Origin of the sequence: Ignavigranum ruoffiae (assembly GCF_023195815.2) — a bacterium.
GTDB lineage: Bacteria > Bacillota > Bacilli > Lactobacillales > Aerococcaceae > Ignavigranum > Ignavigranum ruoffiae.
The window spans coordinates 1768002-1792668 of the sequence record NZ_CP096206.2 but is presented as its reverse complement, the minus strand read 5'-3'; the positions used below and the strand labels follow the sequence as shown (position 1 = coordinate 1792668).

Here is a 24667-nt window from a genome sequence, read left to right as displayed (position 1 = left end):
ATATCGTCATTTTGATAAGGATAAGGAGAATTTATGCAAGCAAAAACATTGATGGAGGCCGGTTTATACAATCAAGTGAGTCAGCTTCCCGATAACTTCAATGATAATCAGGGTCTTGAATCGCTACAGGCAACTTTTATCAAGTTTGCCAATCGATTAAATCAGCAAAATCGTGGCATCATCTACGCCCAACAAGTCCATCAAGACCAGGTGACGAATGTAAGTGATTTAAAACTAAGACCCAATCAAGTCATGAGAATCGCCGAAAGTGATGGCTTAATGACTCAACAAGTTTATCAAGCCTTAATGATTAAATTCGCTGATTGTACGCCGATAGTTTTGTTTGATCCTGTTCGTCGGGTACAAGCGACGATTCATTCAGGATGGCGTTCTACTCAGAAGAAAATCAGCCAGAAAGCCATACAACAACTTCAGGCTCAATTTCAGTGCCAGTTGGCTGATCTGCTGGCTTATATTGGGCCGACCATCGATCAAGCTCATTATGAAGTGGGTCAAGAAGTTTATCAAGCCTTTGAAGCTTTTCCCTATCGTGATGACTTCTTTATCGAAGGGGAAAAAGAGGCTAAATATCTCTTATCCATGCAGGATGCCAATCGTCTGATTCTAGAAGAAGCTGGCTTAAATCCAAGCCAAATTGACATTGCGAATATCTCTACCTATACGCATCCTGACCTACATTCGGCTCGGCGCCAAGGCAGTCAATATGGCTTAAATGCGATGGTTACAATGTTGGTGGATTAATATTTGATTGAAGCTCAATAACCAGTTTTTGCAATCGTTTGTCTCTAGTGGCTTGAGTCTGGGCTGAATAAATTTCCCGGGCCCATTGACGCTGTGTCCCTGGGGTTAAGTTTTGGAAGGCTTCTTGGAGCTCTGGCTGAATCTGCAAAAGTTCTTTTTCTAATTGAGGCAAATATGAGATATAATCAGCGACCCGATTTGAAACAACTGGCTGATTACTGGTTTGTCTGATTTTGTTTAATTCTTGGGTATTTAAATATTTAAGGCCAATGATGGTAAATATATCATTTAATTTGACCATGCGATTGAATTTAAGCTGAGTCGCTGGTAGGATACCCAGTGCATCATCAACTCCCAGGGCGGGAAAGATGCTGTCACGGTGAATTCCGGGATAGTGAGGATTATTTAATTTCGGATAAACTAAATAAAGCAAGCCATTCTCGGCGAGTTTATTCGTTTGCCAGATTCGATAAATTTCTTGTTTCATTTGCTCCAAATTATAGATATGTACAAAGAGGGCTTGATAGGCAGGAACGTCAACTTGATTACTTATGGGTCGAGCAATTTCAAGCAGTTCAGGGCTGTAAGGATCTTGATTTACCAGACCAATATGGTCTAATTGATCGATTTTGAGTTTTCTGCTTAAATCAGCAATTTGCTCCATGCGGAGGACCTCCTTTTTTATCATGACTGATTTGCTTGAATTATATCACGGCCACTCCAGACTGATAAGCAAAGACAATTGTCAAAAAACGTTTTGTAGTTGCAGAATGCCTATGTTATAATGCTTGAGTATGAATAGACAGACAAAGGAGACATGATTTATGATATCTGCAGTGGATTTAAGAGCCGGGATGACATTCTTACAAGATGGCAAGCTCATTCGTGTATTAGAAGCTAGTCACCACAAGCCAGGTAAAGGGAATACGGTTATGCGGATGAAATTACGTGACGTCCGCACCGGGGCAACTTATGATACCACTTTCCGTCCTGATGAGAAGTTTGAGAAAGCTTATTTAGAAACCAAGGAAGTTCAATATTTATATAATAATGGCGGTTCAGAAGTCTTCATGGATATGGAAACTTATGAACAATATGAAATTCCTACTGAAAATATCGAAGAAGAAATGCTTTTCTTAAAAGAAAATATGAACGCTAAAATTCAATTCTTTGGTTCAGAAGTCATTGGGGTTGAAGTACCTTCAACGGTTGAATTGGTCGTTAGTGAAACCCAACCATCGATTAAAGGGGCGACCGTCACTGGTTCAGGTAAACCTGCCACGATGGAGACGGGGTTAGTTGTCAATGTCCCTGACTTTATCGAAGCTGGTGAAACACTGATTATTACTACCGCTGATGGTGGCGCCTATAAATCACGGGCAAAATAATAGAACAGATAAATATTTATTTAAGCTCTCGACACGGGTCGAGAGCTTTTTTATATACTAAATGAGTCAAGTTGATCAGCCCAAGCATTAAATTTAGCGATACACTTGTTGTGACTTACTTCATAAAGAGTCACTAAAAAATATTAAAGAAATCTATTAGAAAATGATTGAAATTAGATTAAAAGGCGAGTAAAATCATTGGTGTAAGCGCTACCTTTTGTGCTTATCAGGCTGATTAGAAAGGAGTTTGGCATTGATTTATATGGGGGAAAGGGAGTCACTATAAAGAAGAGGAAGTGAATCTGATGGATTTGGTACAAGTTGATGGAATGAATGTATTGCAAATCGATTTAATTATGACGGCTGCTATTGCTGGTTTGCTATTGGTCTTAGGTTACTGGGTTCGTAAAAAAGTACCAATTTTCGAACGCTTGTGTATTCCGCCGGCTGTGATTGGTGGTTTTTTATGTGCTTTCATAATTACTCTCTTAAAATTAACCAAGGTCTTAGAGGTAGAGATGGACACTACTTTACAATTACCTTTCATGCTAGCTTTCTTTACCTGTGTTGGTTTTGGCGGCAGCTTCCGTTTGTTGAAAGCAGGTGGCTGGTTACTAATTATTTATTTGGTCGCTACCTGGATTTTATCGGTAGTCCAGGCAGGAGTTGGAATTAGTTTGGCCAAATTTTTAGGAATTAATCCGGTCTTAGGTTTAATGGCTGGGACAGTTTCTTTAGTCGGTGGCCATGGAAATGCAGCTGCCTTTGGTCCAGTTGCTGAAAAAGCCGGCGTAGTTGGCGCGACCACGGTCGCAGTGGCCTCGGCAACCTATGGCTTAGTTGTAGGCTCATTTCTAGGTGGACCGGTCGGTGACTGGTTAATTAAACGCAACCATGTTCAAATCGAGACCGACGAAGTGGGGATCAATCCTACGAAGACCGAGAAAAATCAATCCCATCCGATAACTTCAGCTTCATTTCTCCATCATTTAGCCTTGATTTTCTTATTTATGGCTTGTGGCACTCTGTTTTCTAAATTTATTGGTCTATTAAATCTACCCAATTTCGCTGTGCCCGCTTATGTTGGAGCCATGTTCTTAGCGATTATCTTCCGCAATGTCAACGACCACTATTTATTCTTTACTTTTGATAGTCGAATTATTGATTTAGTCACTGATATTGGTCTAGGTTTCTTCTTGACCATGGCAATTATGACCTTGAAAATTTGGGAACTGATTGATTTAGCTGGACCGCTAATTATTATTCTATTGGTCCAAACCGTCGTTCTATTCTTCTTTGTCATTCTATTACTCTTCCCAATGCTTAAGAAAAACTATGATGCCGGCGTCTTATCCGGTGGCTTCATGGGTTGGGGACTGGGTATTGCCGCTACCGCAGTGGTCTGTATGAGTGCGATTTGTGAGAAATACCAAGTGCGATCAACCAAGGCCTTCTTAATTGCTCCTTTATGTGGAGCAGTGTTTGTCGATGTCTTTGCCATTCCGACCATTATTTTCTGTATTGCCACCTTCTCTTAAGCCAAGCTTCTGATTGATTAAGTGAAGATTTTCCCGTTACGGTCAGCAAAAAATTATGAATCTGTTCAAAATCATGGTACAATATTAGAAATAAATGAAAAGAATTAGAAAACCATGACATTAAAAGGGGGCAGGTTTATGGTACGGCGTCTTAAACATTTGATTGACTTGCACAAAGATGGTGGTTTGTTAGGTAAGAAGATCCGTGATATGCGAATGCATTCAAAGAATCCGATTGGTGGCATTGGTGTGGCAAGAGACGACCTTTATCGGAATGAAGAAATCAATAAAGCTGGCATGAATGAACCTGATACGACAATTGTAGCTAAGGCGGAGAAATCTTCTTGGTGGGAGAATTTGTTGTCGTTTTTCAAATAGATCGTTTAAGTATTTTTAATCCTATTCATCTTTATAAACAATAAAAACAACCGAATAGTTACCCTTCAACAAGCTTTGTCATTAAGCTTGTTTACTGGAGCAAATCCCAGAAGTGAAATGAATTATTGGATCTGCTTGGTTAATGAGTGGGTAATTATTCGGTTTGTTTAATGTGATGTGAGGAAATAAAGTATTCTCTCACTGGGTGGTCGATTTATCAAAGAGCAGCAAAGGGCTTCCTGACTCAGCTTAAATAAATTCATCTAAATCAGCAATCGTGTTGATAAAATGCACTAATTGTAAATCACTGGCTAGGATAAATTCTTGTTCAACCATACTGGTCAATAACTTTTGTAAAGCATCATAATAATGATCGATGTTCAGAATCAAGCAGGGTTTGTGATGGAGTTGGACCCGGGCCCAAGAAATCATCTCGACAATTTCTTCCAAGGTTCCTGGCCCACCGGGTAGAGCGATATAAGCATCCGCTTGCTCAGACATCACTCCCTTACGTTGGCTTAAAGTATCTACAGTAATTAATTGATTGAGTCCTTGGTGCCAATGTTCCATATTATGAATTTCATAGGTGGCGACACCAATTACATTGCCACCGGCTTGTAAACAGGCATCCGCTACTAAGCCCATTAAGCCATGGCTGGCCCCTCCATAGATTAAGGTGTGTTTATTTTGGGCTAGCCAAGAACCTAAATCTTTGGCTGCTTGACTAAATTGGGGGTTCAATCCTATTTTTGATCCACAGTAAACCGCAATGTTCATTGATATCCTCTTTTCTAAAGATTATTCTAAGTGAATTAGGGTCAGCGTTTGGTCTTGGTAAGTAATCTTGCTTTGAAAGTCTGGATACACTTGTTTAAGTGTACCCTTAATCTGACTGAGTGGGAAGGCCTGATCTAGGATATAAATGTCTAAACTTTGCTGATGGTCGGCTAATTGAGGAAATGAGTCAATCGACCATTCTTTGGCCGACCAGGGATAGACATGTTGATAATCTTGTAAATATGTTGTCAAACGAATCAATTTCCATTTTTGGTCGGTCAGGACGATGGCATTGACTGGCGACCGACTGTTGATGATTTGATTCAACTGATTTTGCTGTGGATAGGTATAGGTCAAGGTCGGCTGGTATAAATTAAAGATTAGCATCAAAGCAAAGACAGCCCCGGTAAGGTACTTGCGCCAATCTTTGAAGCTTGACCAAGCGGCTAGGGGATAATAGGCAAAATATAGAATCAGTTGCGGATAGATGAGATAAATATATCTTGGGGTCAAATAATGAGAAATCACTTGAACTAAGGCAAAGAAAGCCAAAGCGGGTCCAATAATAAGAAGCTTCTGCGCCAGGTTAGAACGAGTATGTTTTAAGTAGGGTCGCTTTTGATAATAAACGATCACAGAAATCATAAAGATCGCTAGAAAGAGTCCCCAAGGCATCTTACCTAAGAGTTCCCAATTGATAAAACGTAAATAGGTCAATAGATTTTGGCCAAAGCCAACTTGTTTCAGGTTAGTAAGCGTCTCACTGCCCCGGTTACTTTGGGTCAGATGGCTGATCATAGCTGGAAAGAAGAGATAGGCTAAGCCCAAACCAACCAGTCCCGCAGATCCTACTTTTATGAGGAATTTCCACTGGCCACGACGGAGTTGAATAACTAGCCAAAAGATAAATAGGAAGCCAGCATAGATAATAAAGTAATAATGGGTCAAACTCCCAAGCATCACTGTCAAGCTAAGGCCGATCCAGCTTCTAAGATGATAATGACCTTGATCCAGCAAACAGATCATTTGATATAAAAGAATCAGACTCATACAGGTCAACAGACTGTACATGCGAATAAATAAAAAAGTATTCAATCCACCGACACTGAGTCCCCATAATAGGGCTAGGGTATAGGGGATATAGGGCTGGGTGCTCATTTTACGGCCGATCAGAATGATCATCGTTAAACTAAGCAGATGAGTCACTAAATTCAGACCGAGGCCCAGCCATTTGGAGAAGATACCTGGTAGACAAGAAGAAATGGTATGTAATAGGAAATAATAGAGTGGTGGGTGGACATCTTGGACTTGATTTTGATAGACGGCAAGGTAATTAAACCGATGAGCCCAGTCGGCACTCAGGTAGTCATGGTAATAACTTCCGCTAAGCCATTGATTAATCGCATTGGGGAAAGGATGACTATATGAATTTGCCAAGCCATAACTATAAAGTTCATCAATATGATAACCGACTTTTTGATTAGCAAAATAAAGGCAGATGATTAAAGATAGGCTCAGGGTCATCCAATATAATACCCGGTCTTTAGTATAAATACGTTTCATAGTTTTCCTCTTTTCCGCTACATATTATAAGATAAAAGTTGTCAAGAAGATAGCTAACTCTGATGGGTGACGAATTGAAGTTAGCCAATCAATTCTTTTCGACAAGGTTGCAGGGATTGAGTATAATGGATTTAATTAAAGGAGGAATGATCATGTTAGCATTATTTATTGTTCTCGGTATTGTCGCCCTAATTGCTTTATTTTGGGTAGGAATTTATAATAATTTGATCAAAAAAAGAAACTGGGTTAAAGAAGCTTTTGGTCAAGTCGATGTGCAATTACAAAAGCGGAATGATTTAATTCCAAATCTGGTAAATACAGTAAAAGGATATGCTCAACACGAGTCTTCAACGCTTGAGGCGGTAGTTAAAGCACGGCAACAATTAATTAATTTGCCGAATGATGCTGACCCCGCAGAAATCAATGCTAAATCGAATGTGCTAACGGGTGCCTTATCGCGATTATTGGTTGTGGCTGAGCAGTACCCTGAATTAAAAGCCAATACGAACTTCTTACAATTACAAAGCAGCTTGGAGACAATTGAAAAGGAAATCGCCATTGCTCGTCAACTTTATAATTCAAGTGTGACGGAGTATAATAACTTAGTTGAGACAGTTCCCAATAATATTGTGGCAGGGGTTCATGGATTCCAAACTCAGAAAGTGTTGGAAACACCGGCAGAAGATCGTGCGGTTCCAGAAGTTCAGTTCTAACAGTTAGAAAATTAAATAAAATATTTAACGCTTAGGTTTACATGGGCCATGTGAAACCAGAGGGCACCGTCTTTCGCTTATTTCATAAGCTACAGACTTACTTTAGGCCTCACTTCCCTTTAAGAAAGAAGCTTCAAGGGAATGATGTGGGTAAAGTATGCTGATCCGCTGGTTTCCCCTAACCCATGTAATGACCTAAGCTTTTTTATTTAAGTAATCTAGCTTTTATTGGTTTAAGCAGTCAGAAAACTTAGCTGGCCTAGCGAATGACCCTTCTTCAAAGTGTTGATTTTGCGTACTAAATCCACTAGACAAGTTCTAAGCGACAAGTCGCTAAGCCCTTGTAAGCTGGGTGGATCTTCGAGTGCTGGCGAGTCGAACTGATTCGTCTTTTTGTTTTTGAAAGTTGATTGAGATGTTCGATCTGTTTAAGCAAATAAATTTAGTTAGGAAATCTATTGGGAATCCTGCTTCGATTTAATCCATATTTTATTAGTAGCTTGTATTTCAATTTTCTAATCGTTTGAAGGTAAAATCTCCAAAAGAGATCTAGATATTTAATCGAATGTAAGAATTTCAAGGTGTAATTTTTGAATGATGGCTTTCTTTTAGCTTAAGCAGTGCTATAATATAGTTTCTAGAGTCTTTTCAAGTTGGGTTAAACACGGTAAAATATAGACAGTCTAAGTTTGAGGAAAGGGGGCCAGAGATGAAACGCAAGAATTTATATATACATTATGACTCGGTAACGAATCATGTAATGACTCGGGGTATAAATTTTGTGGCCAATGATTTTCTGGATCGCTACTTTCCGGATAATATGATTTTAGCTGAGGCCCCGCAAGATTATGGGCGTTATGATAGCTTAACGAATTTTAAAATATTGCGAGGGAAAATAGAAATTCAAGATTATCTTTCTTCTGTCGTTAAGGCTGGCTTGCGAATTTCGAATTGGATTGATTTTGAAAGTGTCGAAGCTATGCACCAACTCGCACCGAGTGAGATTGCCGAAATTCTGTATTTATTCCATGCGAATAAATCTCTGCGATCGGCGTTTTTTTATAAGCTACAGAATAATTATGTGTATTTGACACTGCCCAATGGACTCAACAAAGTCTATTATCGGTACGTCAGCCACTTTTATCCTCGTTTCCAACGAGCCATGAAAGAACAGATGGTTGAGTTAATTAACGAGGGAAACCCACTGGCTTTTCTACGCAAAACCCATGTTCAATCTATGGTCGAAGATAGGGTCGAGGAAATTGCCCCCATCTTTGCCACCGGCCTGAAAGTTAATTTTAACCAGGCTTATCAGAAAGGAACGCGTTGGTATGTTCCTTTAAATATTATCGAAGATCAATTAACCTTACTGAGTCGTGACCAAAGGCCGAGTGATCACATAGGATTTATCATCTATGATACCAATGGCGAGCAGTGGGATGTTGAACTAAAATTATCTGACACCGATTAGTTATGGAGGAGTATTCTAATGAAAATAGTGTTGCTTTATGGAGGACAGAGTGCAGAGCACGATATTTCGATCATTTCTGCCTTTAATATTAGTCAAGAAATTATGTTGGATGTTTATTCAGTCCTACCTGTATATATTACGCGCAAAGGCGTATGGCTAAAGGGGCCTTTGATGGAAAAGCCTTTAGAAGATGCCTCACAGTTGAAATTCGAACAGGCTTTTGTAGAATCATGGGCTGAACAGCCCGGTGACATCTCAACCGGTGTGGTGATCAATCCAGGTGATATTAAGGACAAGGATACGGTTGTCTTCCCAGTTCTTCATGGACCTAATGGTGAGGATGGAACGGTTCAAGGTTTGCTTGAAGTATTAAACTTGCCGTATGTAGGAGCGGGGGTGACTGCTTCAGCGACTGGGATGGATAAGATTATCAGTAAGCAACTCTTTGATAAAGCGGGGCTTCCTCAAGTGCCTTATATCGCTTTTGTTAAACGAGAATGGCTGGAAGATCAAGAAGCCTTAATTCAAAAAATTGAAGGCAGTCTCTTATATCCACTTTTCGTTAAACCAGCCAATATGGGTTCTTCAGTCGGCATCAGTCGGGTGGAAAGCAGTGAAGATTTAAAAGAAGCCATTCAAACCGCTCTGAAATTTGACCGCCGGATTGTAATTGAACAAGGAATTACTGCCTACGAATGTGAAGTGGCCATCTTGGGCAATGAAGATCCTCATGCCTCTGTGGTCGGGATGTTAGTTAAGGATAGTGATTTCTATGATTATGACGAGAAATATATCAACAATACAGTGAAAATGCAGATTCCTGCCGAGCTTGATCCAAGTGTTTCCTTGACCATTCAGGACTACGCTCTTAAAGCGTACCAAGCCATCGACGGGAGCGGTCTATCCCGCGCCGATTTCTTTGTGACTGCCAATAATGATGTCTATATCAATGAATTAAACACCATGCCTGGGTTCACCCCTTATAGTATGTATCCATGTCTTTGGAATGAAACGGGCCTCAGCACCCGTGACCTCATCGAGGAGCTGATTCAACTGGCACTGAAACGTTATGAAATGCGTCAAGCATTAAAAAATCAGTAAAGGAGCATTGTTTCTTGAAAAATATCAAACTTGAGCAGGCCTTGGCTAATATTCAAACCTTGGACTGCCAGCTTCGCCAACCAGATATTTATATTAGTAATGTAGAGTTTGATTCTCGTAAAGTCAGTCCAGGGACCCTCTTCGTTCCTTTAACCGGGGGTAAGACGGATGGCCATCAATACATAGAACAGGCGATTGAACAAGGAGCGGTAGCAACTTTCTGGTCGCGTAAAGATTTACCTGCGCCTACGGATAAGATATCCGTCATATATGTTGAGGATACTCTATTAGCAATGCAAGAACTCGCTCAGTATTATCGTCGATTGATTAATCCGATCGTGATTGCCATTACCGGAAGCAATGGTAAAACAACCACCAAAGATATGACCGCCCAGGTATTGATTGTTAAATATCGCGTCCATAAGACCCAGGGAAACTACAACAATGAAATCGGGGTTCCTTATACCATTCTACAGATGCCAGAAGATACCGAAGTGGTGGTCACTGAATTAGGGATGAGTAACTTTGGCGAAATTGAAACACTGAGCAAGATTGTTCAACCCGATATCGCTGCGATTACCTTGATTGGTGAAAGTCATCTTGAATTTCTTAAGACGCGGGCAGGGATTGCTCGAGCTAAATTAGAGATTCTATATGGTTTGAAAGATGGCGGAACCTTCTTCTATCCAGGCGAAGAAGTCTTGATTGAACAGGAAATGCCTGAGCTGAATAAGACCATTAACACGGTGCGTTTCGGTTTAGCCCAAACGAACGATGTTTATGCCTATGATATAGAAGAAACACAAGATAAAACATTCTTCAGAACCAATCTCGATGAGAATGTAAGATGCATGATTCCAGTGATTGGCTCTTATAATGTGTCCAATGCCCTGATCGCGTTAAGTATCGCCCGCTCCTTGCACGTTCCAATCGAACAAGCCATCTTCCAATTGGCTCAATTCAAACTAACGGCTAATCGTTTGGAATGGTTGCAGATGCCGAATGGCGCACAAGTCCTTAATGATGCTTATAATGCTAGTCCGACCTCAATGAAGGCCGTTCTTAATACCTTGTCTACAGCTCAACTTGCTGTTAAAGGAAGAAAGATTGCGGTTTTAGGCGATATTCGCGAATTGGGTGAGAATTCCGAAGCTTACCACCGTGATTTAGCCCAAGCACTCGATCCGGAAAAGATTGACACGGTTTATTTATTCGGGGAGAAGATGGCCTACCTTTACCAAGAACTATTGCACAAATACGACCCCCAAAAACTTTTCTACGAAGCTCGTGACCATCAAACTTTAATTCGAGCTTTACAGGCAGATGTTCAAGCGGATGACTTAGTCTTAGTGAAGTCAAGCTGGGGTGTTGATTTATTACAAGTTGTGACAGCTTTAACGGGTCACGCTACCCATTAAGGGATTTGGTAAAGATTTTCTTGTGACTCGTCTTCATCCATGTTAGACTGTTACTGTAAGTGTGGACCTTTAAGCAGTCGGTAGATATACCGCACGACCTGCTCGCAAGGCGTTTCTGCTTTGTCGAACAGGATGTGCGGTTTTTATTTGTTTATGAAATATTCATTGAAAGAAAAAGAGGAGATTTATTGAAATTTAACGAACTACATTTAAGAAAAGAATTAATTGAAACCCTAGAAGAGATGGGTTTTGAAGAACCCACTCCCATCCAGCAAGAAGCGATTCCGATTGCCTTAGAAGGACAAGATTTAATTGGTCAAGCTCAGACCGGAACCGGAAAGACGGCCGCTTTTGGCTTGCCAATGCTCAATAAATTAGTAGATTCCCTATCCTCGATTCAAGGCTTGGTTGTAGCGCCGACCCGTGAACTAGCTATTCAAGTCCAAGAGGAAATTTTCCGTTTAGGGAAAGGGCAGCGTGCCCGGGTTTATGTGGTCTATGGCGGATCACCGATTGGCAAACAGATTGATCGGATTCAGCGCTTGAAACCTGATATTGTTGTGGGAACGCCTGGACGGATTTTAGATTTAATCCGGCGCAAGGTGCTGAAACTCGACCAACTCCAAACCCTAGTACTGGATGAAGCCGATGAAATGTTGAATATGGGGTTTATTGATGATATTAAAGCCATTATTGCTGAAACACCTACCAGTCGGCAGACGCTCTTATTCTCGGCGACCATGCCCCCTGCGATTCAAGCATTGGGGAGCCAATTTCTAAATGATGCTCAAATCGTTAAGATTAAAGCCGCCCAAATGACTGCCGATTTAATCGAACAGTTCTTTGTGAAATGTCGTGACGATGAGAAGTTTGACATCTTAACCCGTTTCTTGGAAGTGCAGAATCCTAGCCAGGCTATTGTCTTTTGTCGGACGAAGAAACGGGTCGATGAAGTGGGCCGTGGCTTAAGCCTCAGAGGATTTAATGCAGAATTAATTCATGGCGATATCACCCAGCAAAAACGAACCAGTGTCATTCACGAATTTCGTAAGGGAAGTGTTGAATTACTAGTGGCTACTGATGTGGCTGCTCGTGGCTTAGATATTTCAGGGGTAACCCACGTCTATAATTATGATATTCCACAAGACCCTGAATCCTATGTCCATCGTATTGGGCGAACTGGGCGAGCCGGTCAAGATGGGATGTCGATTACTTTTGTCCAAAACAGCGAGATGGCCTACTTAAGAACGATTGAGAAGTTAACTCGCAAGGATATGAAACCATTAAGTCCTCCAACTGATAAAGAAGCCCTCCATGGACAGGTTCTTCAATTAATCGAACGGATGGATGATAAGATTGCTCATGATAATTTAGATCGATACCGTAATGTGGCTAAGCAACTTTTAGAACACTATGTAGCTAATGACGTGATTGCTGCTTTACTAAGTGAGATTATTTCCTCATCGACTGATATTGAAGTGGAGATTTCTCCGCAGAAACCTTTACCACACAGCCATTACGACAAGAAATCAGCTAAATCCAGACGGTCACATCGTTCAAGACATAAAGGGGACAAAGCGAAACACGGAGATCATCATCAGGAGCATTCATCTCGTCAACGGGATCGTAAAGGACATCCGCGAAAGAAAACCAAGAAAAAAGGTCAATTTAAAATTCGTCAACATCGTGATTAAGTTTAATTTGAGGTGGGATCATGCGGTTAGGAACAGATATTATTGAGATAGAAAGAATCAAACAGGCATATGCTCGTAATCCACAAATCATTCGAAAAATTCTCTCACCGAAAGAATTAGAGTTTTTCGAATTGCTGCAAAATGAGCAGCGTCAGATTGAATTCTTGGCTGGGCGCTTTTGTGTTAAAGAGGCTTATAGCAAAGCTTTGGGGACCGGATTGATTCATCCCCTTAAGATGGCTGGGATTAGTGTCTTAAATGATAAGACAGGCCGTCCAGTCCTCAGTCAAGGCCCGATTCTAGATTCAGTCTTATTATCAATTAGCCATTCCCATAGTGTGGCTATGGCAACTTGCCTAATTGATTTAAGTGAGAACGAGATTAAACAGAGTTTGCTAGAGAAAGGATTTAAATTATGAAGAACGCTTATGAACATCGGCCAACCGAAGCAATTATTGATCTAGATGCTTTAAATCATAATATCGAAGTCATTCAACAACGAATGAAAGAAGACCAAAAGTTGTATGCAGTCGTTAAAGCGGATGCCTATGGTCACGGAGCAGTTCCGATTGCCAAGGCTGCTATTCGTGCGGGTGCCCAAGGTTTAGCTGTGGCTACCGTTGATGAAGCCATTCATTTAAGAAAGAACGGAATTGATCAGCTGCCGATTTTGGTCTTGGGGTTAACGGATCCGCGGGGAGTGGCAGAGATTTTACTTTATCAAATTACTATCACCGTTTCTCATTTAGACTTCTTTGAGCAAGCTTATCAACAATTGCAGGCCACCGATCATTTAGATTTATTGGATCAGTCGAAACTAAACTTCCACTTAGCCTTAGATACGGGAATGACCCGAATCGGTTTAAGATCGAAAGCTGAGATTCAAGAATTTGCTGAAGGAATTTCAGCCTATCCTTGGGCTGAATGGGAAGGGGTCTTTACCCATTTCTCTACGATTGGTGGTGGACCTGCTGAATATGTTGAGCATCAGTGGGAGCACTGGCAAGATTTACTGACCGTGGTCCCTGAAAGTGTCAGCCTACGTCATTATGCTAATTCAGCCATGGGACTTTGGCAGAACCGACGACCTCAGTCAGACATTATCCGCTATGGGATTAGTATGTATGGCTTGGATCCCAAAGACCAATATCCGGCGCCAGATCCACTTCAACCTATTTTATCTTTAGTCTCAGAAATCGTTTATGTCAAAGAAGTTGAAGCAGGAACACGAATTTCTTACGGGGCGACCTATACCAGTTCAGCAACAGAATGGATTGCTACTATTCCAATTGGCTATGCTGATGGTTGGCTCCGCCATTATCATAAACTTCCTATCTTAGTCGATGGTCAAGCTTGTCCGGTTGTGGGTGTGATTAATATGGATCAATTAATGATTCGCCTGCCTAAATATTATCCTATTGGCACCACTGTGACTTTAATTGGTCGTGATGGCCAACTTGAGAATCATGCTTCCCAAATGGCTAAAGAAATTAACACGATCGGTTATGAGATATTGACTAGTATTTCCAAACGGGTACCGCGAGTTTATATTCAGGAAGGTGATCAATCATGATTCAGGTCCATAGTATCGAATTACCCCGGGTCGGAGAGAATACCTATGCCTTAGTTAATGAGCACAAGGAAGCCCTCTTAGTCGATCCTGGCGACCAAGCTGAACAGATTATTGCCTGGATTAGTGACCAAGGTTGGCAACCACAAGCTGTTTTATTAACCCACGGTCATCTCGATCATATTGGGGCCTTAGATGCGATTCGCGATCATTATCAGATTGAGGCTTATATTCATCATACGGAGGCTGAATTCCTGACCAATCCCCAATTGAATCTATCAGCCTATATGGGACCTAAGGTGATTCAGCGACCTGCAGAGCATCTTTGGCAAACCACAGGAGCCAAGCAAGTTGCTGGCTTTGAATTTGAAATTCGCCATGTTCCAGGGCATAGTCCGGGGTCAGTCATCTATATTTTTGCCGAAGATCGCTTTGTGATTTCGGGAGATACCGTCTTTCGGTCCAGCATTGGGCGGACAGATTTCCCTGGGGGAAGTTTAGACCAATTATTGAGTCATATTCGTCAAGAAATTCTGACATTACCTGGCGATTTCCGCTTGTTCCCAGGCCATGGACCGGCAACAGATGTTCAAAGCGAGCAAGTGGGCAATCCATTTTTGCAGAACAATTAAAATAAGATGAGAGAATATTGTTTATTCTTAGATAATTTGTTAGAATATGAATGCTAAGAAAAAATGTAGGAGCGGTATGCTATGCTAAAAAACCTCATGATTCCTAAAGAAAAGATGATTTGCATATCAGAAACTATGAATTGCTTGGACGCTATCGAAATTCTTGAAGATAATAGCCTAAGGAATGCTCCTGTGGTTGATGCGACAGGCAATATGTATCGGGGCAATATTTATCGCTATCATATTTATAAATATAAATTTCATCATCCAGAAGCAGACTTGAGTCAGCTGGCAGTAACTTTCTTCTTAAAGAATACGACCAAGACAATTATTGAGAATGATTCGATCCTTCACCTCGTCTTTTTATTAAAGGATTTGCCTTTTATCGCTGTTTTAAGTGAACAGAATAGTTTTATGGGTGTGATTTACCATGAAACTTTCTTAGATTATTTACAACAAGCTTGGGTGATGGGTCGACTATCTTGTGTCTTAGCCATCAAGTCTAAAGGGTTCAAGGGAGATTTGCGTAAGGTGAGTCAGATGATTAATCGCTTTTGTGATATCGGTTCAGCAATGACGCTTGAGGCTTCAGATTATAATACGAGTGCCTATATCTTATATGGCCTACCCTATTCTTTGGATCAGTTACGCTTGAAGTCTCTACTCCAGTATCTACGAGCCAAAAATTATGAATTTGAAGTGTATCCCTTATAGGAAATTTCGGGGTAAAGCAAACCTAAATCAAGCAAAAGTGTCTGCTAAAAAGGTTGCTTTTCCCCTTTGTTTTTTTTATATTATAAGTAATATAAATTTTTAACCAATAAAAGGAGTACAAAAAATGGATGAACCAGGTTCCTTGTGGCCTCAAATATTCGTCATTATCTTATTAACCGTTATTAATGCCATCTTTGCTGCCAGTGAAATGGCCTTTGTTTCCTTGAATCAGACAAAGCTGACCAATCTTGCCGAAGAGGGTAATAAGAAGGCGAAAAGGGTCTTGGACCTTTTACAGGATTCAGATGATTTTCTAGCGACCATCCAAGTCGCCATTACCTTAGCCGGTTTCCTATCTTCTGCTTCTGCGGCAACTAGTTTTGCCAATCGTTTGTCGGGAGTTTTGAAAGATATTCCAGCAGCTTCAACGGTTGCTATTGTGTTAGTGACAATGATTCTATCTTATCTTTCTTTAGTTTTAGGTGAACTTTATCCTAAACAAATCGCTTTACAGATGCCGGAAGAGGTAGCGATGTTTACCTCTGGTTTTGTGGCGGTGGTTAAGACGATTTTTAAACCATTTGTTTGGTTATTATCAACTTCAACTGATCTTTTGCAAAAAATTACCCCGATTGAATTTTCTGAAATTCGTGAGAAATTTACCCGAGATGAGATGAAGGCAATTTTGCAAGAAAGTCGAAAAGAAGGATCAATCGACTTAGCAGAGTTTACCATGCTACAAGGCGTGCTCTCGTTAGATACCAAATTAGCTCGAGAAGTTATGGTACCGCGGACAGATACAGAAATGTTAGATATTGAAGATGACTATCAAGATATACTGAATGAGATTTTAGATAGTCCTTTTTCACGTTTGCCTATTTATGAAGAAGATAAAGATAATGTGATTGGCGTCATCCATGTTAAGAATGTCTTGAAACAATTAAGCCGTCAAGATTTCAGCGACGTCGATTTTCGCCAGATCATGTCAGATCCCTTATTTGTTCCTTCAACAATTTTTATCGATGACTTACTGGTCGAATTTAAACGAGAACAGACTCACTTGGCCATCTTACGAGATGAATATGGCGGGGTCGAAGGGATAGTAACCCTTGAAGATATCTTGGAAGAAATTGTTGGTGAAATTGAAGACGAATCGGATATTCACGATAGCTCGGATATCCGCAAGATTGATAAAGATAATTATTATTTAAATGGCGTTCTGCCTCTCGATAAATTTAACCAATACTTCGGTGAGAAGTTAGAATCGGATGAAGTCGATACGATTGCCGGTTTAATTATTTATCATTTAGGCTATGTTCCAGACGATGATGAACGGATTATGTTACGTTGTAATCAGTGGGTTCTGACCACGAGCCATATTGAGAATGGTCGAATTCGGGGAATCCATGTTCAACGAGATCCAGATTATCATCTTGATTCGGCCTATGACCTGACTCAAAATATCGATGAAATCTATTATGAACGAGACAATGTGGTTGAACATAAGGCAGAGATTGAAGAAGAAAATGAAGCAGACGAAGGATAAGAGAAAGCAAACGAGCGAAAAAGATGTCTTAATGGATATCTTTCGTTCGTTTTTCAATTGGAGGAAAATATATGCAGAATGAAATGATGTATCGGCCGATTGTCAATCAGCAGGTGCTAGACTTTATGCGGACCCGTCAGGGAGAATTCCCTGGCGCCCTGGGTAACTTAGAAGCGGAAGCTCATCAGGCCGGAGTCCCCATTATTCCCCATGAAACCGCCAAGTATATTGATTTATTGTGTATGATCTACCAACCCCAACAAATTCTTGAGATTGGCACGGCAGTCGGCTTCTCAGCCAGTTTGTTGGCCCAGCATATCGGAGCTGAGGGTCTCGTTACCACGATTGATCGCTATGACTTAATGGCCAAAAAAGCAAAAGAAAACTTTGACAAATTGGGACTGACTGATAAAATAAAGCTCATTGAGGGCGATGCTGTCGATATCTTACCGACACTATCGGGACCCTATGACTTAATCTTTATGGATTCAGCGAAGGCCAAGTATGTTGAGTTCTTGCCTGAATGCCTGCGATTATTAAAACGTGGCGGTCTATTGTTGATTGACGATGTCTTTCAAGCGGGAACCGTCTTCGATGCCGAAGAGCAGATTCCCAAGCGGGTTCGCAAGATTCATCGTAAACTCAATGAACTCTTAGATGTGGTTGAGGCGAATCCAGCTTTAAGGGAATCCTACTTGCCGCTGGGGGATGGCCTTTTAATAGTTCGAAAAGAAAATAATTAGTAGCAAAAAAGTAGCAAAATATTCACAATTACATGATAGGATACAGTAGAAAAATCTAAGATGGGAGTATCATATATGAAGAAAGTTATTATTAGTGCCCTTTCGATCGTACTAATTCTTTTGCTGGGCTATGGCTTTGGCATTTATCATTATGCCGAAAAATTCCAACCTAATACCAAAATTGGTCAAGTCGACGTCAGCAACATGACTTTGGCCGAAGCTAAGGAAGCCGTAGAGCAGAACCTGGTCAACCAAGAAGTAGAAATTACCGAAAATGGGAAAAGTTTAGGCAAATTTGCTATGAAAGATTTAAACCCAAAATTAGATACTATCGACCAACTCCAAAAAATATATAATGCTCAAAATCCAAATTTATGGTTGTTCTCTTATTTCAAGGGTCAACACTTTGATGGAGATACACTAAAAAACATCGATATTGATGATAAGGTCCTTAATCAAGCCCTATTGAAAGCAGGCCTAGATAATAGTGAAAGAACTCCTGCCAGTGATGCGACCATTGATTATAATGAAAGCAAGGGCTACTACGTGGTCGATGCCAAAGCAGGCAATCAAGTGGATTTAAATCAATTGAAGGAAGCCATTGCGAGTCAACTTCAAGATGGGCAACAAAAGATTGAAGTCAATCAGTATTATATGCAACCAACCCTGACAGCGGATGATGAAAGCATTCAAAACACAATGAAACAAATTGATGAGGCTACTTCTACCAAGATTACCTTAACCATCGATGGACATGATGAAGTGATCCCTCAGAAAGAAATTGAGAAATGGATTTACTTTGATGGATCCAATCAGATTGTCTATGACGAAGCTCTGATCCAAGAATTCTTAAAGACCTATAATGATCAGTATGCTACTTTCTTAAAAGAAAGAACCTTTAAATCAACGCTTAGAGGCGAAGTCACTGTCCAACCAGGGACACTAGGCTGGTCGATTGACCGTGAAGCAGAAGCCGCTCAGATTGCTCAAGACCTATACAAAGGTGAAGATGTCAAACGAGATCCAGCGATTGCTGGCACCGGTTATGGCAATAACGGTAATGATATTGGCGACACTTACGTAGAAATTGATGTTCTTAATCAAACTATGTTTATTTATAAAGATGGCCAAGAAGTTCTGCAAACACCGATTGTTACGGGACAAATTGGTACAGACACCGTTCCGGGTGCATATTCTGTCTGGGACAAAGAAGAGAACGCTGAATTAAAGGGTTATAATCCACGGACCCAACGAGATTATGTTCAACCTGTGGCTTATTGGATGCCTTTTGACGATACCGGCCAAGGAATTCATGATGCGAACTGGCAGTCCAATTTCGGTGGTAACACTTACCAAGTTTCTGGATCTCTAGGTTGTATCAATACGCCACCAGATATTATGCCAGAAGTTTTTGCTGCTGTTGAATTAGGTACACCAGTGATTGTCTTTGAATAAAGTCTGAGGGATCACCTCTCTCCGATGCCTATCTACATAACTACCAACTACCGCCCCCCATTTTAATTGAATTGGGGGGTCTCCTTCTATCTGCCGGGAAATTTTCGAAATATGAATGGACTTGTGAAAAGCTAGCAAGGTTTGTTATTATAGGTAAAAAGAGTATAATGAGTTTATATTGTGAAAGATTCAGTCCAAGTAGAATTCTCTAAAAATACATAAAGACAACAAGTATAACAATTAGAGTCAAAGGAGTGATTGGCATGAAGAAAATATTAGTCGTAGATGATGAAAAGCCAATTTCGGATATTATTTCATTTAATTTAGTGAATGAAGGATATCAAGTTGAGAAAGCTTATGATGGCGAAGAAGCTTTAAGTGTCTTCGAAGCCAGTAAGCCTGATCTTGTTGTCTTAGATTTGATGTTGCCGAAGAAAGATGGGTTGGAAGTCTGTCGCGAAATCCGCAAGACCAGTGCCGTCCCAATTATTATGTTAACGGCAAAAGATTCAGAGATAGATAAGGTTCTTGGTTTAGAATTAGGAGCCGATGACTATGTGACCAAACCTTTCTCAAATCGTGAGCTGATAGCTCGGGTGAAAGCAAACTTGAGGCGGAACGCTTTGCAGGGTGCTGATCAAGAAACCGAACAAAACCGCGATATTCAGATTGGTGACCTTGTGGTCCATCAGGATGCCTATATTGCTTCCAAGAATGGTCAAGAAATTGAATTAACTCACCGTGAATTCGAACTCTTACATTATCTGGCCAAACATATCGGTCAAGTCATGACCCGGGAACATTTATTGGAAACCGTGTGGGGTTATGATTATTTTGGTGATGTTCGAACCGTGGATGTGACCATTCGCCGTTTACGTGAGAAGATTGAAACTCAACCTAGCCGACCTGAATTTCTAATGACCCGTCGGGGTGTAGGCTACTTCTTGAAGAATCCAGAACAGGAGTAATTTTTAATGAACCGACGGCCCTTTAATTTTTTTCAATCGATATATTTTAAAATCCCCCTTTTATTTGTTTTCATTCTTTTGATCGTCTTTCAATTTATTGGGGTGTATTTTATCAATGAGCTTGAGATGCAATCCTTGGGTCAATTCAAGACCCAGATTAATTCGCAAGCTGATTTTTTGACGAATAATTTATCGCCAATCCTTTCAGAAGACTTGAATGCGACCGAACAGAATGACCGGTTGAATCAAGTGTTAAGTACCTTTACCACCGCGAATCCAACCAAGCTGTTGGTCGTCAATCCCCAGGAAACCATCATTGCGACGAATCAAGATTTGGGGGAAACGGGTGTCGGAGCCCAAACCTCAATGCCTAAGTTAAGGGAAGTGCTCTTATCGCAGACGACTATCGCCAGTGAAATGACCGATAGCAATACACAAGACCGTCTGTACCAACTGATTAAACCCATCATGAATAACGACTTAAGCCAAGTATTAGGTGCTGTTGTTATTGAAACGAATATGGAATCCGTCTATACGCAGACGGATAATATTATTGATCTCTTTATTCAATCGGCTTTGTTTGCGGCCGTCTTAGCCCTTATTTTATCGGTGATTGTCTCGCAAGGGATTACTCGACCGATTGAGAACATGCGTCAGCAGGCTATCCGAATCTCAGAAGGGGTCTATAATTATCCAGCAGAACTTATGGGCTATGATGAGCTAGGAGAGCTGGCCTTAACCATTAATGAATTAGCCGAGAAAGTTAAAGATGCCCAAGAATCAACGGAGTCCGAACGGCAAAGATTGGACGGGATTTTGCGTCATATGACTGACGGGGTTATCGGAACCGATCAACGGGGGAATGTCTTGCTAGTCAACGACCGAGCCCTTTACTTACTGGATATGCCTCACGAACGGGCCATTGGCAAGTCGATTCTCCGTCTTCTAGATGTTCACCAGAATTATTCAATGCGTGATTTACTTAAAGGCGACCAAGATATCTTAATTGAAAGGCCGGATCGACATGGTAATAATTCGATACTCAAAGGTGAATTCTCGGTCATCCGACGTGAGACAGGTTTTGCTACCGGCTTAGTTTGTGTCTTAACGGATATTACTGAACAAGAAAAGACCGAACGAGAACGACGCGATTTCGTTTCTAATGTTTCTCATGAATTGCGAACTCCACTGACGAGCTTGAAATCTTACAGTGAAGCTTTGAGTGATGGAGCTTGGAAGGATCCTGATTTGGCACCTCAATTCTTGGAAGTCATCCAATCTGAAAGTAATCGAATGATTCGAATGATTGCCAACCTGTTAAACTTGTCCAAAATGGACGGGGGTCAAATTGTCTTAGAGAAGGAATATGTAGATTTTAAGCGGATTGTAGACCATATCTTAGACCGGATACAATTTACGCTAGAATCTGATGACCAATCTGATCGTTACCAGATTGTTCGTGAATATACTTCGCGTGATATATATGTTGATATCGATCAAGATCGGATGACCCAAGTGATTGATAATTTATTAAATAATGCCCTGAAATATTCCCCAGATGGTGGGCAAATAACGGTTCGAATTGAGGATAATTTGGACAGTGTTATCTTCACGGTCATAGACCAAGGTCTAGGGATTTCTAAGGCAGATCAGGAACACCTCTTTAAACGCTTCTACCGGGTCGATAAAGCGAGATCGCGGGCACAAGGAGGTAGTGGTCTGGGCTTAGCCATCTCTAAAGAAGTTATTGAGCTTCATGGGGGAACGATTTGGGTCAACAGTGTTGAAGGCCAAGGCTCTCAATTCTCTTTTGAGTTGCCCTATTCCAACTATGATGATATTGATGAGGAGTGGGAATAATGCGTAGAAATCGAATCCTATCCTTTGTATTAACCTTCTGTGTCTTGTTGAGTGTGCTGCTAACCTATTATCTTTTGTATGATATGACTTCGCTCAAACAACTTCTTCAACCCGGTAAGACTGAGGGGAACCAGGAAGTGGTGATGCAAGGTGAACGCGATATTCCCAATTTCTATCAAACCAGTGCTTTAGAATTTAAAGACACATACAAACCTTTTAAATATATTTATCGCTCAGAAGAAGCTACTGAATGGATCATTGATCCCACTTTAATTGAAAGTTTAGCAAGCACTCTGGCAGAGAATCAGATTAATTTAAGTCGTGATGACTTCCAAGAGGATCAAAAATTTATTGAGAATCTTTATGCTTTAAATCATCTTCAAGTTCAATTTGCCGATGAAATCCCCTTAAGTTTTCTGACAGATTATGTCCAAATTCATCAAGAAGATCAGGCAGAATCATACATCAACCAAATAATTTATCCCTTAGATGGGGAACGGACTGTATATTTATTAAATACCCGAACGAACCAATATTATTTAGGTCATTTGAATAAAGCGGTGGATCGAAAGAGTCTACATCAAGAAGTCAGCCAAAGCAAGGTACAAGCGATCGAAGTTCAAGGCTACATTGGGAAAGCAGGGATGATTTATTTACCAAATGATCCTGTTCATCTCGATGATCAGGTATATACTTTAGAGAGTATTCCTGAGCACCTTTTTTTAAGTGCCTTTTCAGAAAATGCGGCGCTTAAAAATACTGAGACCTCGAGCACAAAAGTTACGTATTTTAATTATCAATATACGTTAGACTTCACTGAGGATAAACAAATGTTATCAGTACGGGTCAACCGGCCAGGAGATACGAATCAACGGAGTTTCGCAGAGAAGATTGAGAATACCTTTAAATATATTAAGCGTTACGACTATTGGCCAGGTGATTTACGCTTGATGGGGGCTAAGCATAACCTGGCCCAATATCGACGATATCTAAATAACTTGCCTATATTTAGTCTGGGTCGAACCAATGATTATGGTTCTAGTAAAATGTATATACGAAACAATAATAGTGGCGATATCTATCGTTATCAGTTTCCTTTATTAATATTCCATGCCCACATCCCAGATCAAAGTCAGTCGATTCAATTGGCTTCAGCGGCCGAGATTTTCGAACAGGTTAAAGATCATGGTTATAGCTTAAGCCAGTTTGATGATGTCTTTATCGGCTATCAATGGCAGGACGATATGGAAGCAGGAAAGAAAGCCCACCTAATTCCAAAATGGTATATCAAAATCGATGATAATTTTTATAGTTTGGATCAGATGGACTCAGCCGCTTTTGAGGCTGAATTTCAAGATAATACTGAAACTTTACCAGGAGGTGAGTAAGCAATGGACTTTAAACGCATACAGGTCTTGCTTTTAGCTTTCTTCCTGATCTTTGACCTCTATTTACTGTTTATCCTGTATAATCGCGTCAGTGGGGCAGAACCCGATAAAGCGGTGATGCAGTATACCATTGAAGAAGAATTGAAGAACCGTGGGGTGGTTTTCGATGATATTGCTGAGGAAGCCACTTCTCTACCCTTGGTTAAGGCAGACAATTCAACTTATTTAGCAGATCATATTGAACAGTTAGCCAATCAAGAGGTTGAGATAGATGAGAATAATCGGGTCAAGGCGACCTTTATCGAACCAATTGATTTGGGCTTGAATTTAAATAATCAAACCGCTCGCTTATCGGATGATCAGGTGAAAAAGTTAGAACAAAATTTCTTTGCCGATGAGACGTATTTCGTAGCGGGCAATCAATATAAATTTTCTCGCTATTCGCTTTTGGAACGGGCAATTTATATGCAAATGACCGCTTATGAAGACCATAAGATTGTAGATGGGACCGCAGAAATTAAATTGATGCTCAATGAAGACTATCAAGCTGTTTCCTACACTCAAACCTACCAAGATCAACTCAAACTTCTGGATACCAATACCCAAACTATTTCAGAACGTGATGCTTTTCAGATTATCGATGGCCGGGTCGAAACTTTTATTCCTGATAACTCACGGATCGATTATTCACGTTTAAGTTATTATCGAATCGATAAGTTAAAAGATTTTTCGGTGTTTTCGCCAGTCTGGGAAATTATGTATACTCAACCGGATGGCACGGTTCGTACGGTCTATATTGAAGCTAAACGCGGTACTATTTTGGGTCCACGTTAAGATAGAATGCTGCTGAGGTCTCGGATCCTCCAAAGTCGATTACAAGTTGAAAATGGCTAACAACATCAATCTTTATATGTACAATTATAAAATTTGGAACAGCTACAAAACTGTTTAATTCAGTCTTTGTAGTTGTTTTTTTGTGCCATGAAAT

Annotated in this window: 23 protein-coding genes; 20 read left to right on the top strand and 3 right to left on the bottom strand. The window is 40.6% G+C overall.

What is annotated here, in order from left to right; translation table 11 throughout:
* Positions 1–33 precede the first annotated feature (33 nt).
* A complete protein-coding gene (gene pgeF / locus M0R79_RS08430) occupies positions 34–762 on the top strand; it encodes a peptidoglycan editing factor PgeF (protein WP_248417079.1) in 729 nt (242 codons plus the stop codon).
* Here pgeF and M0R79_RS08425 read toward each other — a convergent pair.
* Positions 743–1426: a YdeI/OmpD-associated family protein gene (locus tag M0R79_RS08425; RefSeq protein WP_248417080.1), complete on the bottom strand. Its 684-nt coding sequence runs from the start codon at positions 1424–1426 to the stop codon at positions 743–745. The genes pgeF and M0R79_RS08425 overlap by 20 nt on opposite strands.
* A 160-nt stretch (positions 1427–1586) precedes the next feature.
* Here M0R79_RS08425 and efp point away from each other — a divergent pair, with 160 nt between their 5' ends.
* The 3 genes from efp to M0R79_RS08410 all read left to right on the top strand — a co-directional run bounded on the left by efp (position 1587) and on the right by M0R79_RS08410 (position 4066).
* The gene (gene efp, locus M0R79_RS08420; RefSeq protein ID WP_248417081.1) at positions 1587–2150 is read left to right on the top strand and encodes an elongation factor P; all 564 of its coding nucleotides are present in this window, start codon (positions 1587–1589) and stop codon (positions 2148–2150) included.
* Positions 2151–2455: 305 nt separating this feature from the next.
* Positions 2456–3688, top strand: coding sequence for a sodium/glutamate symporter (locus M0R79_RS08415; RefSeq protein WP_248417082.1), 1233 nt, complete (start codon positions 2456–2458; stop codon positions 3686–3688).
* Between the two features lie 138 nt (positions 3689–3826).
* Complete coding sequence (locus tag M0R79_RS08410; RefSeq protein WP_092572423.1) at positions 3827–4066, top strand: hypothetical protein; 240 nt, start codon at positions 3827–3829, stop codon at positions 4064–4066.
* 249 nt (positions 4067–4315) lie between these two features.
* Here the strand turns inward: M0R79_RS08410 and M0R79_RS08405 are convergent, their stop codons facing one another.
* Both M0R79_RS08405 and M0R79_RS08400 read right to left on the bottom strand, forming a co-directional pair.
* A complete protein-coding gene (locus tag M0R79_RS08405; protein ID WP_248417083.1) occupies positions 4316–4843 on the bottom strand; it encodes an LOG family protein in 528 nt (175 codons plus the stop codon).
* Between the two features lie 21 nt (positions 4844–4864).
* Entirely contained in the window at positions 4865–6406 is a 1542-nt protein-coding gene (locus M0R79_RS08400) for a glycosyltransferase family protein (RefSeq protein ID WP_248417084.1), read from the bottom strand.
* A gap of 152 nt (positions 6407–6558) precedes the next feature.
* Here M0R79_RS08400 and M0R79_RS08395 point away from each other — a divergent pair, with 152 nt between their 5' ends.
* The 16 genes from M0R79_RS08395 to yycI all read left to right on the top strand — a co-directional run bounded on the left by M0R79_RS08395 (position 6559) and on the right by yycI (position 24513).
* The gene (locus tag M0R79_RS08395; protein ID WP_248417085.1) at positions 6559–7119 is read left to right on the top strand and encodes a LemA family protein; all 561 of its coding nucleotides are present in this window, start codon (positions 6559–6561) and stop codon (positions 7117–7119) included.
* Between the two features lie 709 nt (positions 7120–7828).
* Complete coding sequence (locus M0R79_RS08390) at positions 7829–8590, top strand: hypothetical protein (RefSeq protein WP_248417086.1); 762 nt, start codon at positions 7829–7831, stop codon at positions 8588–8590.
* 18 nt (positions 8591–8608) lie between these two features.
* Positions 8609–9691, top strand: coding sequence for a D-alanine--D-alanine ligase (locus tag M0R79_RS08385; protein ID WP_092572413.1), 1083 nt, complete (start codon positions 8609–8611; stop codon positions 9689–9691).
* 14 nt (positions 9692–9705) lie between these two features.
* Positions 9706–11109, top strand: coding sequence for a UDP-N-acetylmuramoyl-tripeptide--D-alanyl-D-alanine ligase (locus tag M0R79_RS08380; RefSeq protein WP_248417087.1), 1404 nt, complete (start codon positions 9706–9708; stop codon positions 11107–11109).
* A gap of 188 nt (positions 11110–11297) precedes the next feature.
* Positions 11298–12803, top strand: a complete 1506-nt coding sequence (gene cshA / locus M0R79_RS08375) for a degradosome RNA helicase CshA (protein ID WP_248417088.1) — start codon at positions 11298–11300, stop codon at positions 12801–12803.
* Between the two features lie 20 nt (positions 12804–12823).
* Entirely contained in the window at positions 12824–13222 is a 399-nt protein-coding gene (gene acpS / locus M0R79_RS08370; RefSeq protein WP_092572407.1) for a holo-ACP synthase, read from the top strand.
* Positions 13219–14376, top strand: coding sequence for an alanine racemase (alr, locus tag M0R79_RS08365; RefSeq protein WP_248417089.1), 1158 nt, complete (start codon positions 13219–13221; stop codon positions 14374–14376). Before acpS ends, alr begins: the two co-directional genes overlap by 4 nt.
* On the top strand, positions 14373–15005 hold the full coding sequence (locus tag M0R79_RS08360) for an MBL fold metallo-hydrolase (protein ID WP_248417090.1): 633 nt from the start codon (positions 14373–14375) through the stop codon (positions 15003–15005). Before alr ends, M0R79_RS08360 begins: the two co-directional genes overlap by 4 nt.
* Positions 15006–15086: 81 nt before the next feature.
* Entirely contained in the window at positions 15087–15719 is a 633-nt protein-coding gene (gene cbpA, locus M0R79_RS08355; RefSeq protein WP_092572401.1) for a cyclic di-AMP binding protein CbpA, read from the top strand.
* A gap of 124 nt (positions 15720–15843) precedes the next feature.
* Positions 15844–17265: a hemolysin family protein gene (locus M0R79_RS08350; protein WP_248417091.1), complete on the top strand. Its 1422-nt coding sequence runs from the start codon at positions 15844–15846 to the stop codon at positions 17263–17265.
* 71 nt (positions 17266–17336) lie between these two features.
* A complete protein-coding gene (locus tag M0R79_RS08345) occupies positions 17337–18008 on the top strand; it encodes an O-methyltransferase (RefSeq protein ID WP_248417092.1) in 672 nt (223 codons plus the stop codon).
* A 75-nt stretch (positions 18009–18083) separates the two neighbouring features.
* Entirely contained in the window at positions 18084–19463 is a 1380-nt protein-coding gene (locus M0R79_RS08340) for a L,D-transpeptidase family protein (protein ID WP_248417093.1), read from the top strand.
* Between the two features lie 263 nt (positions 19464–19726).
* Positions 19727–20431: a response regulator YycF gene (yycF, locus tag M0R79_RS08335; RefSeq protein ID WP_092572394.1), complete on the top strand. Its 705-nt coding sequence runs from the start codon at positions 19727–19729 to the stop codon at positions 20429–20431.
* Positions 20432–20437: 6 nt separating this feature from the next.
* Positions 20438–22291 carry a cell wall metabolism sensor histidine kinase WalK gene (walK, locus tag M0R79_RS08330; protein ID WP_248417094.1) on the top strand — a complete coding sequence of 618 codons (1854 nt, stop codon included), beginning with the start codon at positions 20438–20440 and terminating at the stop codon, positions 22289–22291.
* Positions 22291–23679, top strand: coding sequence for a YycH family regulatory protein (locus M0R79_RS08325; RefSeq protein WP_248417095.1), 1389 nt, complete (start codon positions 22291–22293; stop codon positions 23677–23679). Before walK ends, M0R79_RS08325 begins: the two co-directional genes overlap by 1 nt.
* A gap of 3 nt (positions 23680–23682) precedes the next feature.
* On the top strand, positions 23683–24513 hold the full coding sequence (gene yycI / locus M0R79_RS08320; RefSeq protein ID WP_092572388.1) for a two-component system regulatory protein YycI: 831 nt from the start codon (positions 23683–23685) through the stop codon (positions 24511–24513).
* Positions 24514–24667 lie beyond the last annotated feature (154 nt).

Bases quoted from the DNA above. Each gene is read 5' to 3' on its own strand.
- M0R79_RS08340 (WP_248417093.1), top strand. From the start codon at position 18,084: ATGAAGAAAGTTATTATTAGTGCCCTTTCGATCGTACTAATTCTTTTG.
- M0R79_RS08400 (WP_248417084.1), bottom strand. From the start codon at position 6,406: ATGAAACGTATTTATACTAAAGACCGGGTATTATATTGGATGACCCTG.
- M0R79_RS08390 (WP_248417086.1), top strand. From the start codon at position 7,829: ATGAAACGCAAGAATTTATATATACATTATGACTCGGTAACGAATCAT.
- M0R79_RS08350 (WP_248417091.1), top strand. From the start codon at position 15,844: ATGGATGAACCAGGTTCCTTGTGGCCTCAAATATTCGTCATTATCTTA.
- yycI (WP_092572388.1), top strand. From the start codon at position 23,683: ATGGACTTTAAACGCATACAGGTCTTGCTTTTAGCTTTCTTCCTGATC.
- M0R79_RS08345 (WP_248417092.1), top strand. From the start codon at position 17,337: ATGCAGAATGAAATGATGTATCGGCCGATTGTCAATCAGCAGGTGCTA.
- M0R79_RS08395 (WP_248417085.1), top strand. From the start codon at position 6,559: ATGTTAGCATTATTTATTGTTCTCGGTATTGTCGCCCTAATTGCTTTA.
- walK (WP_248417094.1), top strand. From the start codon at position 20,438: ATGAACCGACGGCCCTTTAATTTTTTTCAATCGATATATTTTAAAATC.
- M0R79_RS08360 (WP_248417090.1), top strand. From the start codon at position 14,373: ATGATTCAGGTCCATAGTATCGAATTACCCCGGGTCGGAGAGAATACC.
- M0R79_RS08325 (WP_248417095.1), top strand. From the start codon at position 22,291: ATGCGTAGAAATCGAATCCTATCCTTTGTATTAACCTTCTGTGTCTTG.
- M0R79_RS08405 (WP_248417083.1), bottom strand. From the start codon at position 4,843: ATGAACATTGCGGTTTACTGTGGATCAAAAATAGGATTGAACCCCCAA.
- M0R79_RS08410 (WP_092572423.1), top strand. From the start codon at position 3,827: ATGGTACGGCGTCTTAAACATTTGATTGACTTGCACAAAGATGGTGGT.
- M0R79_RS08385 (WP_092572413.1), top strand. From the start codon at position 8,609: ATGAAAATAGTGTTGCTTTATGGAGGACAGAGTGCAGAGCACGATATT.
- cbpA (WP_092572401.1), top strand. From the start codon at position 15,087: ATGCTAAAAAACCTCATGATTCCTAAAGAAAAGATGATTTGCATATCA.
- alr (WP_248417089.1), top strand. From the start codon at position 13,219: ATGAAGAACGCTTATGAACATCGGCCAACCGAAGCAATTATTGATCTA.
- yycF (WP_092572394.1), top strand. From the start codon at position 19,727: ATGAAGAAAATATTAGTCGTAGATGATGAAAAGCCAATTTCGGATATT.
- efp (WP_248417081.1), top strand. From the start codon at position 1,587: ATGATATCTGCAGTGGATTTAAGAGCCGGGATGACATTCTTACAAGAT.
- acpS (WP_092572407.1), top strand. From the start codon at position 12,824: ATGCGGTTAGGAACAGATATTATTGAGATAGAAAGAATCAAACAGGCA.
- M0R79_RS08415 (WP_248417082.1), top strand. From the start codon at position 2,456: ATGGATTTGGTACAAGTTGATGGAATGAATGTATTGCAAATCGATTTA.
- pgeF (WP_248417079.1), top strand. From the start codon at position 34: ATGCAAGCAAAAACATTGATGGAGGCCGGTTTATACAATCAAGTGAGT.
- M0R79_RS08425 (WP_248417080.1), bottom strand. From the start codon at position 1,426: ATGGAGCAAATTGCTGATTTAAGCAGAAAACTCAAAATCGATCAATTA.